The organism is Muricoccus pecuniae (assembly GCF_014199205.1).
Taxonomy (GTDB): domain Bacteria; phylum Pseudomonadota; class Alphaproteobacteria; order Acetobacterales; family Acetobacteraceae; genus Roseomonas; species Roseomonas pecuniae.
In genome coordinates this window covers 35,196-49,407 of record NZ_JACIJD010000015.1, presented here as the reverse complement: position 1 = coordinate 49,407, position 14,212 = coordinate 35,196, and the positions used below count along the sequence as shown (strand labels likewise).

Sequence of the window (14,212 nt, the reverse complement as noted above, 5' to 3'; positions counted from 1 at the left end):
GCCGGGCGCGCTCCCGTCCGGCGCCGATCGCCGGCGCCCCCGGCACCCCGGCGGGTGCGGGCTAGTCCTCCTCCGGTCCGTCAGGCCCGTCCGGCCCGCGCTCCAGCCGGCTGCGCACCGCGGTCAGCTCCTCCAGCCAGCGGTCGAGCATCGCGCGCAGCCCCTCGGGGGTCACCCCCTCCACGCTGTCCAGCCGGGAGACGACCACCCGCTTCTCCTCGGGCAGCTCCACCCGCGCCCAGCGCGTCAGCCCGTGCAGGGCCAGGGCGAGCGCCAGCGCGTCCCCCTCCTCCACGTTGATGGCGAGGGAGAAGACGAGGGTGCCGTAGTGCCAGGCCAGCGCCGGCGGCTCCTCCTCCTCCACGGGGTCCATCAGCTCCACCTGGAAGGGGAGCGGGGCGCCGTGCTGGACGAGGAAGGCGGGGGCCTCGTCGTCCTCCTCCGGCTCGCCCTCGACGATCTCCAGCCCGGCCTCGCGCAGCAGCCCCTCCACATGGATGGGGCGCAGCCCCTCCAGGAAGGCCTCTGCCTCGCCCAGCGCCGTCTCGTGCACCACCGAGGCCTGGAGGGGGATGGAGGGGTCCCAGCCGAAGGCGCCCGTCAGCGCCTCCATCACCGTCCGCGCGAGGGAGGCGCAGCCCGCCTCGTCCAGCGGCGGCAGGTCGCGCGACCAGTCCTCCCGCCCGTGCGGGGCGAGGGTCAGCCCCAGCATCTTCAGCACCGAGGCCCGCTTGCGCGCGTTGACCGGGAGCTTGGCGAAGGCGCCGCGCGGCGCGAAGCGGCCGGAGGCGACCTCCACCGCGCTGCTCGCATTGGGGGCGGAGAAGACCTGGGCATAGGCGGCCTCCCCGACATCCGGCAGCATCGCCGAGACGGTGAGGAAGCGCATGTCCCCCAGCGCCCAGGTGGTGCCGTCCTCCTGCGGGTCCCACAGGCAGGTGGACATGATCGCCCGGGTCAGCTTGCGCAGCACCTCGGCCTGCGAGCCCCGGCCGCCCCCGCGATGCAGGGTCCAGCCCCGGCTGCGTCGTTCCATCGTCATGGGCCCATTCTTCGCCGCGGCGCGGGGATCGCCAAGGCCCCCGGGGCGCGGGACGCGGAAATGCCCGGGAAAGAGGCCGCGGAATGCCGGCGGGAACGCCCCGGGGAGGGCCCGCCGGGGCCGCGGCTTGCATCTTTCCCCCGGGGCCGATACGCAACCCCCGCCGGGGATGCTGGCGGGCGGCGACAGCGCCGCAGGCCATGAGGGCCCCCACGAGGGCCGGCGCCTGTCCCCCGGACTCCCGGCCATCCCGGGGCGGGCGGTCCCGTCCGGGATGTCCCGAGGGCCCGGGGCCAGCGGCCGGGGCCGGAACCCTGCGGCTTACAAGTGAGGCGGATGTCGGAGCGAGGCGCGTGCCGGAGAACGTAGAGCGATACGTGCTGCGCGCCCCCCTCGGGCGGCGCGGCGGCGCGGTCTTCGCGGCGGAGGACCGCCAGCTCGACCGGATGGTGGCCGTGAAGCTCCTCGCCCTGCCCCTGCTGGGCGAGGAGGGCGGCGCGGAGCGGCTGGCCCGCATCCGCCGCGGCGCGCGCGAGGCGGCCGGGCTGTCCCACCCCTACATCGTCCCCGTGCTCGACTATGCCGAGGCCGGGGACCGCGCCTGGATTGTGATGGAGCTGGCGGGCGGCCTGCCGCTGCGCGACGTGCTCGACCGCGGCGAGCGCTTCACCCCCTCCGTCATCCTGCGGCTGATGGAGCAGATCCTCTCGGCCCTGGAGCACGCGCACGGGCGCGGCGTCGCGCATGGCAAGCTGACGCCCGACAACATCATGATCGTGCCCGACCCCAGCCCGCGGCAGCCCACCGCCCGGCTGACGGATTTCGGCATCCCCGCCTTCCGGGACCGGCCCCCGCCCGCCACCAAGCCCCCCGCCGAGCCCTCGGCCGAGGCGGACCTGCTGGCCGCCGCCGCCATCCTGCACGAGCTGGTCACGGGGGAGAGGCTGGCCGCTAACCCCTCCGGCCGCCTCTCCGGCCGCCGCGTGCCCGTCCCCCCGCCCTTCGACGCCGTGCTGGCGCGGGCGACGGCCGACGACCCCGCCCTGCGCTACGCGAGCGCGGCGGATTTCGCCGCCGCCCTGCGCGCGCTCCGCCCCTCCGCCGGCCCCCTCCCCGCCGCGGCCGCCGGGGAGGCCGGCCCGGGCCCCGCCCCCTCCGCCCCGCCCCGGGCGCCCGTGGCCGAGCCCCGCCGCGCCCGCCCGGTCGTGGAGGATTACGAGCGGCGGCGGCGCCTTCCCGCGCGCTGGCCCCTGGCGCTCGGCGGCGCCCTCGGCCTCGCCGCCCTGGCCGGGCTCGGCCTGTTCCTCCGCGAGGGCGGCGACGACGCCCCGGCGGAGCCCGCCCCCATCGCAGCAGCAGCCCCGGCGCCGGTCGCCGGCTCCTTCCGCGGCGCCGCGGAGGCCGCGCTGCGCACGGGGTGCAGCCTGCTGGAGGCGGAGGCGGACGAGCGGCACCTCGTGCTGCGCGGGCTCGTCCGGCGCGACGGGGCGGAGGCGCTGCGCCGCCGCATCGAGGGCTTCCGCCTGCCGCCGGGAAGCGTGCGGCTCGAGCTGCGGGAGTTCGAGGCCGATTTCTGCGGGCTGATCGACACCGTGCGCCCGGCGGCGGTGCGGGGCGAGGCGGCGCCGCAGCTCGTGCTGGAGAGCCCGGACCCGATCCCCGCCGGGCAGGCGCTCCGCTTCCGCGTGCGCATGCCGGCCCGCGAGGCCTATCTGCACGTCTACTTCTTCAGCTCGGACGGAAAGGTGGGCAACATGGCGCAGTCGGTCGAGCCGCTCCCCCCCGGCGTCACCCGCGCCTTCGGCGAGCCCTACTGGACCTCGGCCGAGCCCTACGGCACCGGGCTGCTCGTCGCCGTCGCCTCCGACACGCCGCTCTATCCCGGCCGGCGCGGCATCATCGAGCAGAGCTTCGACGCCGTCTCCGCCCTCGGCTACGCCATCGAGATGGCGAAGCAGCGGGGCGAGCGCGTCGAGATGCGGGTCGTCCCCGTCACCTCCGTCCCCCCGCGCTAGGAGTTCCCAGGATGCGCGTCCCCGCCGGAGCCCTCCTCCTCCTCGCCCTGCTCTCCGCGGGGCCGGGCCTCGCCCAGATCAATCTCAGCCCCGCGGAGCCGGAGGCCGCCCCCGCCGCCCCGCCCCCGGTGCGCGCCCCGCGCCCGGCGCCCGCATCCGGCTCCCGGCCCGACCCCGAGGCCCGGGAGCGGCAGGAGGAGGCACGCCGCCGCCAGGCGGAGGAGCGCGAGCGCCGGCGGGCCGAGGCGCGCGAGCGCCAGGAGGAGGCGCGCCGCCGCCGCGCGGAGGATCGCGAGCGCGTCGCCCAGGAGGCCCGGCAGCGCCGCGAGGACGCCCGCGAGCGCCGCGAGGAGGCCGAGCGGGATGCCGCCGCGCGCCGCGCCGCCGCGGCCCGGGGCCCGCAGAACCTCGCCCTTCCGCAGACGACGGCCCCTCAGGCAGCCCCCCAGGCAGCCTCGCAGGCGGCCCCGCAAACGCTTCCCCAGCCCACACCGCAGCAGCAACCGCCGCTGGCGCCCCCGCTGCCCCAGGGAACGGCGCGGGCGCTGCCGCCCGGCCTGCTGGCCGACCCCGCCAACGGCTGCGCCGTGCTGGTTCCGGGCGCGCCGCGCGGCGCCGTGCTGCGCTGGTCCGGCCCCTGCCGGGACGGGCTGGCCGAGGGGGCGGGCGAGTACCTCCTCCTCCTCAACGGGCAGACGCTGGCGAGCACCTGGGGCGGCTTCAGCGCGGGCCGGCTGAACGGGCCGGGGATGCGCGTGCTCGGCAACGGCGACCTCTACGAGGGCGAGTTCCGCGACGGCCGCGCGGCCGGCACCGGCCGGCTCCAGTACCGCGGGGGCGACGGCAGCACCTATGAGGGCGAGTTCCGGGACGACCTGCCGAACGGGCGCGGCACCCGCGTCTGGCGCAACGGCGCGCGCTACGAGGGAAGCTGGGTGGCCGGGCAGCGCCAGGGCATCGGGCGGATGGATTACGGCAACAACGCCGTCTACGAGGGCGGCTGGTTCGCCGACCGGCGCAACGGCACCGGCACCTATCGCTGGGTCGGGCCGAACGGCGTCCCCGGCCTCTACAGCGGCGAGTGGCGGAACGACATGCGCAACGGCCTGGGCACCGAGGTCTTCGAGACGCAGAACGCCCGCATCGACGGCAACTTCGTGAACGACCGGCCGCAGGGGCCGGTCGCCTACACCACCAACGGCACGCGGCTGGAGGGCGAGATCCTCGACGGCTGCCTGCGCACCGGCGGCCGCGCGGTGCGGATCATCATCGGCAGCACGGGGGAGTGCCGCTAGGCACCCCCCATCCTCCCTAGCCGTTGACGAAGGAGAGGAGGTCGGCGTTCAGCCGGTCCTTCTCGGTGAAGAACAGCCCGTGCGGCGCGCCGCCATACTCGATCAGCCTCGCGCCCCCGATCATCCGCGCCGCGGCGCGCCCGCTGACATCGATCGGCACGGTGGTGTCAGAGTCCCCGTGGATCACCAGCGTCGGCACGGTGAAGGCGCGCATGTCGTCCCGGAAGTCGGTCTCGGAGAAGGCGCGCAGGCAGTCCAGCGTCGCCTTGGGCGAGGCCTGGAGGGCGAGGTTCTGCGCCCATTGCAGGATCTCGTTCGTCACCGTGAAATTCAGCAGCCCCGCGCCGAAGAACTTCTTGCCGAAGGTGGCGAGGAAGTTCGGCCGGTCGGCCAGAAGCCCCTGCACCATCTCGTCGAAGGTCTCGCGCGGCACGCCGTCCTCGTGGTCCGGCGTCTTGACCATGAAGGGGGTCACCGCGCTCACCAGCACCGCCTTCGCCACGCGCGAGGCGCCGTGCCGCGCGAGGTAGCGCGCGACCTCGCCGCCTCCCATGGAGAAGCCCACCAGCGTCGCGCCCTGGAGGTCCAGCCCCTCCATCAGCGCGGCGAGGTCGTCGGCCAGGGTGTCGTAGTCGTAGCCGGTATAGGGCTTGCCGCTCTCGCCGAAGCCGCGGCGGTCATAGGCGATGACCCGCAGGCCCTTCGAGGCGAGGAAGAGCGACTGGTACTCCCACATCGCGCCGCTCAGCGGCCAGCCGTGGATGAGCACCACGGGCTTGCCCGTGCCCCAGTCGTTGTAGTGGATGGCCACGTCGTCGCGCGTCTTGATGAAGGGCATCGTCGGTTCCCGCTCCGGAGTCCGGCACAGAACGGTCGTTCCGCGCCCCTGGTTGCCGCGAGCGTTGCGCCCATCGAAAGCCTCGCACCGGCCGAGGGGCCGTGCCGGCGCCGGGATTCACGCCGGGCATGGCAGCCATGCGCCACGGCCCCGCGCATCCCCGGCGCGGCGCGCCAAGTTACCTCGCGACCGCCGGGCCCCGCGCCCGGCCCCAGCGCCAGAGGACCAACGCCTTGCCCAGCCCTGCCGAGAGCCCGCTCTTCCAGCCCACGAAGATCGGTGCCATCGATCTCGCCAACCGCGTCGCCATGGCCCCGCTCACCCGCAGCCGCGCCCTCAAGGGCGACGTGCCCCGCCCTTCGGCCGCCACCTACTACGCCCAGCGCGCCTCCGCCGGCCTCCTCATCACCGAGGCCACGCAGGTTTCCGACACCGCCAAGGGCTACGCCTTCACCCCCGGCGTCTACACCGACGCCCAGGCCGAGGCGTGGCGGGGGGTGACGGACGCGGTGCACGAGAAGGGCGGCAGGATCGTCGTCCAGCTCTGGCATGTCGGCCGCATCTCCCACCCCTCGCTGCAGCCGGGCAACGGCCAGCCCGTGGCTCCCTCGGCCATCACGCCCAAGGGCCAGGCCTTCACCGAGACGGGCTTCCAGCCCCATCCCCAGCCCCGCGCGCTGGAGAGCGAGGAGATCGCGGGCGTCGTCGCCGACTTCGCCCATGCCGCCGCCACCGCGCGCCGCGCGGGCTTCGACGGCGTCGAGATCCACGGCGCGAACGGCTACCTCATCGACCAGTTCCTGCGGAACGGCAGCAACCAGCGCACGGACGAGTACGGCGGCTCCATCGAGAACCGCACCCGCTTCCTCTTCGAGGTGGTGGAGGCCGTCACGCAGGCGATCGGCGCGGACCGCACGGGGCTGCGCCTCTCCCCCGTGACGCCCGCCAACGACGCGAGCGACAGCGACCCCGCCCCGCTCTTCCGCCACGCGGTGGAGGGGCTGAACCGCTACGGCCTCGCCTATCTCCACATGATCGAGGGCGCGACGGGCGGCCCGCGCGACATCGTGCCCGACTTCGACTTCACCGAGCTGCGCCGCCTCTTCCGCGGCCCCTACATGGCGAATAACGGCTACGACTTCGCCATGGCCGACGCCGCCATCCGCGAGGGCCGCGCCGACCTCGTCGCCTTCGGCCGCCCCTACATCGCCAATCCCGACCTGGTGGAGCGCATGAAGGCCGGCGCCCCGCTCAACGAGCCCGACCGCACCACCTTCTACGGCGGCGACGAGCACGGCTACACGGATTACCCCGCGCTCGCCGCATGAGCGGCGATGCGCCGCTTGCGGCGTAAGCCGCAAGTCGCTCCCGCGCTCGCCGCATGAGCGGCGATGCGCCGCTCGCCGCGCGAGTTCCGGCGCGGCGCGCGGGCAGCAGGCGTGGCCAGGGAAGTTCCCTGAGCCACGCCCCTACTGCGCGAGGCCCCTACTGCGCGGGGATGGTGACGACCGGCGTCGGCTGCCCCTGGCCGCTCTCGGCCAGGATCTGCAGCACATAGGCGAAGGCGAAGGCCGACTTCGAGGCGTAGTCGCCCGCGTCGATCCAGTACCAGCGATTGCGGTAGTTCACGGCGGCGAAGGCGTCCCGCGGCTCGTCGGCGCCCTGGTGCACGGCGATCAGCCCTCCCGGCGCGGCGGGCACGGTGTCCCCGCGCCGGATGCTCGCGCGCGGCACATCGATCCCCGCGCCCAGCTCGTAGAAGATCTGCAGCACCGAGCGCGTCAGCACCGCGATCTGCCCGGGGCGGCCGGACTGGCGCCCGTACACCACCTCGAACTCGCGCGCCGAGGCATCCGCGCGCAGGATGCGCCTGATATCGCGCAGCGCCGCCCGCGCGCGCGGCTCCTCCCCGTCGAGCATGAGATAGACGCGGTTGCCCGACGGCATGCGCTCGAAGCGCAGGCTGACGGTGCCGGCGGCCTGCACCTCGCGCAGCGCGGCCATCAGCGCCTCGAAGCCGCCCGAGGCGGCCCGCATCTCGCCGCCGCTGGCCGCGCCGTTCACCAGCCCGTTCACCGACTGCACGCCGAGCCGGAACAGCAGGTCGATCGGCGCGCCGCTCTGCGCGAGGGAGAGCAGCTCCGCCGCGGCGAGCGGGCGCAGGTAGGACTGCGCGAAGCGCTCCCCCGTGACCGGCGTGAAGGTGAAGGTGGGGCGGCTGGTGTATTCCACCGTGCCCGAGAGGGTCGCGTAGTTGCCGGGATTGGCGTTCGGATAGGCGTTGAGCCCGACCTGCCCCGTGCTCTGCAGCGTGTAGCCCGAGATGATCTGGCTGGTGGTGAGGAAGGTCGGCACGTCGGCGTAGCGGAGCCGCACCATGTTGAGCAGCATCTGCTGCTTCTGCCCGTCGCCGAGGGCTGCGGCGTAGCCCATCTGGTCCGTGTTCAGCCGCTGCGGCCCGACCCCGGCGCAGCCGGCGAGCAGCAGCAGGAGGGCGGCGGCGCGCGCGGCGTGGCCGGTGCCGCGGCGCGGTCGGCAAATCGGGTGTCGCGTCTTTTCCATGCCGCCCCGTCCTGTGGGAAGGAGCCGCCGGGGGCAACGCCGTCGGAGGGGCCCGCCGATGACAATGCGGTGCGAAGCCCGGGGGTGCGGCACTCCGCGCGGCGCGCGAGCCCTGCCGGAGGGTAGAGAAATCCAGAGGAAAGGCGCTGCCCGTCCCGCGGCCGCCTCACCCCGGCCGGTACCGCCACACGCTCGCGGGCGGCAGGTTCCAGGGCGTGAAGGCCTCCCGCCGCGCACCCAGCCCGAGCTTGCGGTAGGGCAGCGGCGAGGTGGCGCAGTAGGTGTAGAGAAGGAAGCCCAGCCCCGGCGCCACCGCCTCCACCGCCTCCACGAAGGCGCGCTGCCGCTCCAGCGGCAGGAGCACGAGCGGGATGCCGCAGATCACCGTGCCCAGGCGGAGGCCCGCCGGCAGGATGGAGGGCAGGGCGAAGGCGTCGCCCGTCACCACCCGCGCGCCGGGCAGGGCCTCACGCAGATGCGCGGCCATCTCCGGCACGATCTCCACCACCACCAGCCGCTCGGGCGGCAGGCCGGCGGCGAGCAGCGCGCGGGAGACCGCGCCCGTTCCCGCCCCCAGCTCCAGCACCGAAGCGCCCCCATCCCACCTGGAGTGCCGCGCGATCGCCCGCCCCAGCGCCGGGGAGGAGGGGAGCACGCTGCCCATCTGCAGCGGGTTCCGCGCCCAGCGGCGCAGGAACAGCCCAACCCCAGCCCCGCGCCGCGCCGTCGGCGCCGCCCGCATCATGCCGTCCATCGCGCTTCCCCATCGTCGCTCTCCTCAAAACCCTGAAGCGGCACCAGCGCCTCCCGGAACCGCGCCGCGCAGGCGGCCCAGGAGAAGCCCTCGGCATGGGCGCGGCAGGCCGCCCCGCCGGCCTCCAGCGCGCGCAGGCAGGCGGCGCGGAGATCCGTGTCCAGCGCCCCCACGGGCGCCTCCCCCACCACGTCCAGCGGCCCGCTGACGGGAAAGGCGGCCACCGGCGTGCCGCAGGCCATGGCCTCCAGCAGCACGAGGCCGAAGGTGTCGGTGCGGGAGGGGAAGACGAAGACGTCCGCCGAGGCGTAGGAGGCCGCCAGCAGCCCGTTCTCGCGGTATCCCGTGAAGACCGCATCGGGGAAGCGCCGTTCGAGGGCCGCGCGCTGCGGCCCCTCCCCCACCACCACCTTCGTCCCGGGCAGGTCGAGGGAGAGGAAGGCGTCGATCCCCTTCTCCACCGCCACCCGGCCGGCGCAGAGGAAGACGGGGCGCGGCAGCCCCTCGAAGACGTCGGGCAGGCCGGGCCGGAAGCGATCGAGATCGACGCCGCGGGACCAGCGGCGCACGCGCCGGAAGCCGCGCCCCTCCAGCTCCCGCTGCAGCGATCCCGTCGCGGCCAGCACGGCGGCGGAGGGGGCGTGGAAGCGCCGCATCACCGCCCAGCTCCAGGATTCCGGCACGCCGGTCCGCGCGTGGAGGTAGTCGGGGAAGCGCGTGTGGAAGGAGGTGGTGAAGGGCCATCCCCAGCGGAGGCAGAGGCCCCGCATCGCCCAGCCCAGCGGCCCCTCGGTGGCGATGTGCACGGCCTCCGGCGCGAAGCCCTCCACGAGCGCCCGCAGCCGCCGCCCGGGGGCGATGGCGAGGCGGATCTCGGGATAGCCGGGCATAGGGGCGGAGCGGAAGTCGGCGGGCCCGATCACGCGGACCTCGTCCCCGCCCGCGCGCAGATGGCTCGTCACCTGCTCCATCGTGCGGACGACGCCGTTCACCTGCGGGTGCCAGGCGTCGGAGACGACGAGGATGCGCACCTAGCCCGCGGCCGCGCCGGCCGCCGCGGCTGGTGCCGTGGCGCTGTCCGACGCGGCGCCGGCCGGTGCAGCGTCAGGCGCCGGGGCGGGTGCGGCGGCCGCGCGGCGCGGCGTGGCGGCGCCACGCGGCGTGGCGGCGCCACGCGGGCGGAAGAAGGAGAGGCGGCGCTCCGCCGCCCAGTCCACCAGCTCGAAGCGCCCGTCCTCGTGCTCCACCAGCGCGGTGCAGCTCTCCACCCAGTCGCCGTCGTTCATGTAGAGCACGCCGCCGATGTCGCGCATCTCGGCGTGGTGGATGTGGCCGCAGACGATGCCGTCGAAGCCGCGGCGCCGCGCCTCCAGCGCGAGCGCGCCCTCAAAGCGGTCGATCGCCTTCACCGCGCCCTTCACCTGGCGCTTCAGCCATTGCGAGAGCGACCAGTAGGGCAGGCCGAGCCGGCGGCGGGCGAGGTTGAACAGCCGGTTCAGCTCCAGCGCCATGTCATAGGCCCAGTCGCCGAGGAGGGCGATGGTGCGGGCGTAGCGCACGACGCTGTCGAAGGCGTCGCCATGGATCACCAGCAGGCGCCGGCCGTCGGCGGCGATGTGCTCCGCCTCCTCCACCAGCCGCACCCCGGCCACTTCCAGCCCGAGCCAGTCGCGAAAGATCTCGTCGTGGTTGCCGGGGATGTAGACCACCTCCGTCCCGTGGCGGGCGAGGCGGAGGACGAGGCGGATCACCTCGTCGTGGTGGCTATCCCAGTACCAGGTTTTGCGGAGGCGCCAGCCGTCCACGATGTCGCCGACGAGGTAGAGGCGCTCGCACTCCATCCCGCGCAGGAAGTCCGCCAGGAAGTCGGCCCGGCATCCCCTCGTTCCCAGATGCACGTCGGAGAGGAACACGCTGCGATACCGTCGCGCCGTCTCGCCCTGGTGCATGGGAAGCCTGTCCAGCTGCATGGGCGCTGGTTAGCGCCGCCCCGGGACAGGGTCGTGACGCCGGGATGACCATCCCGCGACGGCGGGGTCATAACCCTCCCGCGACGGCGGGGTCATAACGCTTGCGCGACGGTGCAACCGCTGCCGGTTCGCCAACCCGTTCCCTCGCCGGGCGTTCCCCTGTCACAACCCTGCGGGAGAGCAGCCATGTCCGACATCGCCCCCACCGGCACCAGCAGCGCCGTCCACCAGGGCAGCCACCACCGCCTCATCGCCGCCGACAAGGTGGAGGGAACGGCGGTCTACAACACGGGCGGCGACCGGCTCGGCACGATCGAGGACCTGATGATCGACAAGATCTCGGGCCGCGTCGCCTTCGCCGTCATGTCCTTCGGCGGCTTCCTCGGCATCGGGGAGCAGCACCATCCCCTGCCCTGGTCCATCCTCACCTACGACACGACGAAGGGCGGCTACGTCGTGGACCTCACGCGCGAGCAGCTGGAGGGCGCGCCGAGCTACGCCGCCTCGGAGAACGTGGATCTCTCCGACACCCATGGCGTGCGAGTCTACGACTACTACAAGGCCCAGCCCTTCTGGCTCGACGTCGCCTGAGCCGGAACTGGGGCGGGGCGTTCGTTAACGATATCGTAACAGATCATTGAACGGTCGCGCGGTTGCCCCATCTGGGAGCGCGGTCCAGGTAGCTGGACCGCCTCCATCCACGGAAGATCCGCTTGAACGACCTTTTCCGGCAGCCGCAGGCCGCATTGGAGGCGGACCCCTGCGCGCCCGCCTGGGATGAAGGGGAGCGGCTCGCCGCCCTCCACCGCTACGGCATCCTCGACACCGCGCGCGAAGCCGCCTTCGACAACATCGTCGACCTGGCGGCCGACCTGCTGGAGGCGCCCATCGCCGTCGTGAACCTCATCGAGGACAGGCGGCAGTGGTTCAAGGCGGAGACGGGCATCGGCGTCCGCGAGATGCCGCTCGACCTCTCCATCTGCCGCCACGCCATCCTGCAGTCGGACATGCTCGTCGTCCCCGACCTGGCGCAGGATGCGCGCTTCGCCGCCAACCCCCTCGTCAGCGCCGAGAACGGGCTGCGCTTCTACGCCGGCGCCCTGCTGGTGACGCCGGAGGGGCTGCCGCTCGGCACGGTCTGCGTTCTCGACACCCGCCCGCGCCCGGAGGGCATCACCCCCCGCCAGCGCCGCGCCCTCGCCTCCCTCGCCGCCCAGGCCATGGCGCAGATCGAGCTGCGCCACTCCGAGGCCGTCGCGCGGCAGGAGCGGGCCCGAGCCGAGGAGAGCGCCAGCCGCCTCGCCGCCATCTTCGGCCAGGCGCCCGCCGGCCTCTGCGAGGTCGGGCTCGACGGCCGCTTCCTCCAGGTGAACGACGCGCTCTGCATCATCCTCGGCCGGGGGCGGGAGGAGCTGCTCGGCCTCACCGTGGCGGAGGTGACCGCGCCCGAGAGCATCGCCTCCTGCTGCGCCCTGATGGCCGGCGTGGCCGCGACGGGCGAGGCGGCGACGGTCGAGAAGCGCTATCTCCGCCCCGACGGGGGCTCGGTCTGGGCGAGCAGCAGCGTCAGCCGCGTCCCCGGGCCGGACGGCAAGCCCCTCTCCTTCCTCGCCGTCGTCCTCGACATCACCGGGCGCCGCCGCGCGGAGGAGCGCCAGACCCTTCTCTCGCGGGAGGTGGACCACCGGGCGAAGAACGCCCTCACCGTCGTCCTCGCCGCGCTGCGCCTCACCCGCGCGCCCGACCTGCCCTCCTATATCCGCGCCATCGAGGGCCGCGTCGCCGCCCTCGCCCGCGCCCAGACCCTGCTGGCCGAGGACAGCTGGCACGGCGCCGACCTGGAGACGCTGCTCCGCGGCGAGCTGACGGCCTTCCTCGCCGATGGCGGCGCGAACAGCCCCCAGGCGAGCCTCAGCGGCCCCGCCCTCACCCTGCCTCCCGGGGCCGCGCAGCCGCTCGCCATCGCGATGCACGAGCTGGCCACCAATGCGGTGAAGTACGGCGCCCTCTCCACCGCCGCCGGCCGCCTCCTCATCGAGTGGCGGGTCGAGGGCGGGGAGGACGGCACGCTCCACCTCCGCTGGGCGGAGACGGGCGGCCCGGCCGTCACCCGCCTGCCCACGCGGCGCGGCTTCGGCTCCCGCGTGCTGGAGGGCACGGTGCGGGAGCAGCTGGGCGGGCAGGTCCTCCTCTCCTGGCCCGGGACCGGCCTCGTCTGCGACATCACCGTCCCCCTCCGCCCGTCCCCGGCCGCCTGAGCCCTTTTCCGCGCCCTCTTTTCCCCGCCCCTTTTCCCCGCACGGGTTCCGGCCCAGAACGGGCGCGACAGGCGTGGGGAGAGCAGCGCATGACCCGGATCGGCATCCTCGGAATCTCCGGCCGCATGGGCCGCCTCCTGGCCGAGGAGGTGACGGCCGCCGGCGCCGCCCTCGCCGGCGGCACGGCGCATCGCGGGGGGCAGTGGCCGAGCGACCCGCAGGCGCTGGCCCGCGTCTCCGACGCGCTGATCGACTTCACCACCGCCGCCGCCGTCGAGCCCCACATCCGGGCCGCGCTGGAGGCCCGCAAGCCCCTCATCCTCGGCACCACCGGCCTCACCCCCGCGCAGGAGACGGCGCTCGCCGAGGCCGGGCGGGAGATCCCGGTGGTCTACGCCGCCAACTTCTCCCCCGGGGTGAACCTCATCCTCGCCGTCGCCGAGCGCCTCGCCGCCTCCCTCCCCGCTGAGAGCTACGACGCCGAGATCGTCGAGACCCATCACCGCCAGAAGATCGACGCCCCCTCCGGCACCGCCGTCGCCCTCGGCCGCGCGGTGGCCGCCGGCCGCGGCACCACGCTGGAAGAGGCCGGCATCGAGTCCGGGCGCGACGGCCATACCGGCCCCCGCAAGACCGGCGCCATCGGCTTCGCCGCCCTCCGCGCCGGGCAGGTGGTAGGGGAGCACACCCTCCTCTTCGCCTCAGGGTCCGAGCACATCGCCCTCACCCACCGCTCCTTCGACCGCCGGGTCTACGCGACCGGGGCGGTGCGCGCAGCGCTGTGGGCGGTGAACCAGCCGCCGGGCCTCTACGGGATGAAGCACGTCCTCGGCATGGCCTGAGCGGGGAGAGGCCGGGGATGACCGAGTTCGCCCGCCGCATCCCCCACCTCTTCCACGTCACCCAGCGCGGCGCGGTGGAGGCGATCCGCGCCGAAGGGCTCCGCCCCGCGGCCGAACTCGCGGCCGACCACCCCGAGGCCATCACCGAGAACCGAAGGGCCTGGACCCCCATCCCGCGCCCCGGCGGCCGCACCGCCTGGCTGCGCTGGCAGAACATGCCCGAGGGCCCCATCGCCACCCGCCTGGCCCCGGGCATCACCCCGGCCGCGTGGCGCGGCTTCATCAACACCCTCGTCTTCTTCTCCTCGTCGGAGGAGGACGCCCGCCGCCTCCAGTCCTCCCCCAAGGATGCCGGCCAGGACCAGACCGTCCTCCGCTTCGAGACCGACGCCCTGCTCGGGGCCGGCGTCCGGCTCCTCACCTGCCGCTGGAACAACGGCTATCTCGACCGCAGCGCACCCGAGCACCGCCGCCTCCGCACCTATCACGACTACCGCCCGGCCGAGCTCTGGCAGCGCGGCGAGAACCTCGGCGAGATCGCGGCCAGTGGCGGCACCCCGCCCGGCCTCCCCTTCGCCGACCTCGGCTGAACCGCCCCCGGCGCGGTGTGCGCCGGTCCCCTCGATACAGGGCGCG

At 74.6% G+C, this 14,212-nt stretch carries 13 protein-coding genes; 7 read left to right on the top strand and 6 right to left on the bottom strand.

Annotated elements, in window-relative coordinates; genetic code table 11:
- Window positions 1-61 precede the first annotated feature (61 nt).
- Window positions 62-1,042, bottom strand: coding sequence for a hypothetical protein (locus FHS87_RS15995; RefSeq protein ID WP_184520391.1), 981 nt, complete (start codon window positions 1,040-1,042; stop codon window positions 62-64).
- Window positions 1,043-1,395: 353 nt separating this feature from the next.
- On the opposite strand from FHS87_RS15995, the gene FHS87_RS15990 reads away from it, so the two are divergent.
- On the top strand, window positions 1,396-3,057 hold the full coding sequence (locus FHS87_RS15990; RefSeq protein ID WP_184520390.1) for a serine/threonine protein kinase: 1,662 nt from the start codon (window positions 1,396-1,398) through the stop codon (window positions 3,055-3,057).
- Window positions 3,058-3,068: 11 nt separating this feature from the next.
- A complete protein-coding gene (locus FHS87_RS24280; protein ID WP_184520389.1) occupies window positions 3,069-4,352 on the top strand; it encodes an MORN repeat-containing protein in 1,284 nt (427 codons plus the stop codon).
- Between the two features lie 16 nt (window positions 4,353-4,368).
- Here FHS87_RS24280 and FHS87_RS15980 read toward each other — a convergent pair whose 3' ends face one another.
- Window positions 4,369-5,190, bottom strand: coding sequence for an alpha/beta fold hydrolase (locus tag FHS87_RS15980; RefSeq protein ID WP_184520388.1), 822 nt, complete (start codon window positions 5,188-5,190; stop codon window positions 4,369-4,371).
- Between the two features lie 233 nt (window positions 5,191-5,423).
- Between FHS87_RS15980 and FHS87_RS15975 the strand changes: the two genes are divergently transcribed.
- Window positions 5,424-6,518 carry an alkene reductase gene (locus tag FHS87_RS15975; RefSeq protein WP_281394486.1) on the top strand — a complete coding sequence of 365 codons (1,095 nt, stop codon included), beginning with the start codon at window positions 5,424-5,426 and terminating at the stop codon, window positions 6,516-6,518.
- A 157-nt stretch (window positions 6,519-6,675) separates the two neighbouring features.
- On the opposite strand, the gene FHS87_RS15970 is transcribed toward FHS87_RS15975, so the two are convergent.
- The 4 genes from FHS87_RS15970 to FHS87_RS15955 form a co-directional block, all read right to left on the bottom strand.
- Entirely contained in the window at window positions 6,676-7,752 is a 1,077-nt protein-coding gene (locus FHS87_RS15970; protein ID WP_184520387.1) for a hypothetical protein, read from the bottom strand.
- A 166-nt stretch (window positions 7,753-7,918) separates the two neighbouring features.
- Window positions 7,919-8,506: a class I SAM-dependent methyltransferase gene (locus tag FHS87_RS15965; protein WP_246418452.1), complete on the bottom strand. Its 588-nt coding sequence runs from the start codon at window positions 8,504-8,506 to the stop codon at window positions 7,919-7,921.
- On the bottom strand, window positions 8,494-9,537 hold the full coding sequence (locus FHS87_RS15960) for a glycosyltransferase family 4 protein (RefSeq protein ID WP_184520386.1): 1,044 nt from the start codon (window positions 9,535-9,537) through the stop codon (window positions 8,494-8,496). The genes FHS87_RS15965 and FHS87_RS15960 overlap by 13 nt, the downstream gene beginning before the upstream one ends.
- A complete protein-coding gene (locus FHS87_RS15955; protein ID WP_246418451.1) occupies window positions 9,538-10,476 on the bottom strand; it encodes a UDP-2,3-diacylglucosamine diphosphatase in 939 nt (312 codons plus the stop codon). It lies immediately after the preceding gene.
- A 186-nt stretch (window positions 10,477-10,662) separates the two neighbouring features.
- Here FHS87_RS15955 and FHS87_RS15950 point away from each other — a divergent pair, with 186 nt between their 5' ends.
- The 4 genes from FHS87_RS15950 (at window position 10,663) to FHS87_RS15935 (ending at window position 14,166) form a co-directional block, all read left to right on the top strand.
- Window positions 10,663-11,067: a PRC-barrel domain-containing protein gene (locus tag FHS87_RS15950; protein WP_184520385.1), complete on the top strand. Its 405-nt coding sequence runs from the start codon at window positions 10,663-10,665 to the stop codon at window positions 11,065-11,067.
- A gap of 122 nt (window positions 11,068-11,189) precedes the next feature.
- On the top strand, window positions 11,190-12,734 hold the full coding sequence (locus FHS87_RS15945; protein WP_184520384.1) for a PAS domain S-box protein: 1,545 nt from the start codon (window positions 11,190-11,192) through the stop codon (window positions 12,732-12,734).
- An 89-nt stretch (window positions 12,735-12,823) separates the two neighbouring features.
- Window positions 12,824-13,576: a 4-hydroxy-tetrahydrodipicolinate reductase gene (dapB, locus tag FHS87_RS15940; RefSeq protein ID WP_184520383.1), complete on the top strand. Its 753-nt coding sequence runs from the start codon at window positions 12,824-12,826 to the stop codon at window positions 13,574-13,576.
- Between the two features lie 17 nt (window positions 13,577-13,593).
- Window positions 13,594-14,166 (top strand): DUF7002 family protein, encoded by a 573-nt coding sequence (locus tag FHS87_RS15935; RefSeq protein WP_184520382.1) that lies wholly within the window; start codon window positions 13,594-13,596, stop codon window positions 14,164-14,166.
- Window positions 14,167-14,212: the final 46 nt, after the last annotated feature.

Bases quoted from the DNA above. Each gene is read 5' to 3' on its own strand.
- FHS87_RS15995 (WP_184520391.1), bottom strand. From the start codon at position 1,042: ATGACGATGGAACGACGCAGCCGGGGCTGGACCCTGCATCGCGGGGGC.
- FHS87_RS24280 (WP_184520389.1), top strand. From the start codon at position 3,069: ATGCGCGTCCCCGCCGGAGCCCTCCTCCTCCTCGCCCTGCTCTCCGCG.
- FHS87_RS15980 (WP_184520388.1), bottom strand. From the start codon at position 5,190: ATGCCCTTCATCAAGACGCGCGACGACGTGGCCATCCACTACAACGAC.
- FHS87_RS15970 (WP_184520387.1), bottom strand. From the start codon at position 7,752: ATGGAAAAGACGCGACACCCGATTTGCCGACCGCGCCGCGGCACCGGC.
- FHS87_RS15965 (WP_246418452.1), bottom strand. From the start codon at position 8,506: ATGGACGGCATGATGCGGGCGGCGCCGACGGCGCGGCGCGGGGCTGGG.
- FHS87_RS15955 (WP_246418451.1), bottom strand. From the start codon at position 10,476: ATGCAGCTGGACAGGCTTCCCATGCACCAGGGCGAGACGGCGCGACGG.
- FHS87_RS15950 (WP_184520385.1), top strand. From the start codon at position 10,663: ATGTCCGACATCGCCCCCACCGGCACCAGCAGCGCCGTCCACCAGGGC.
- dapB (WP_184520383.1), top strand. From the start codon at position 12,824: ATGACCCGGATCGGCATCCTCGGAATCTCCGGCCGCATGGGCCGCCTC.
- FHS87_RS15935 (WP_184520382.1), top strand. From the start codon at position 13,594: ATGACCGAGTTCGCCCGCCGCATCCCCCACCTCTTCCACGTCACCCAG.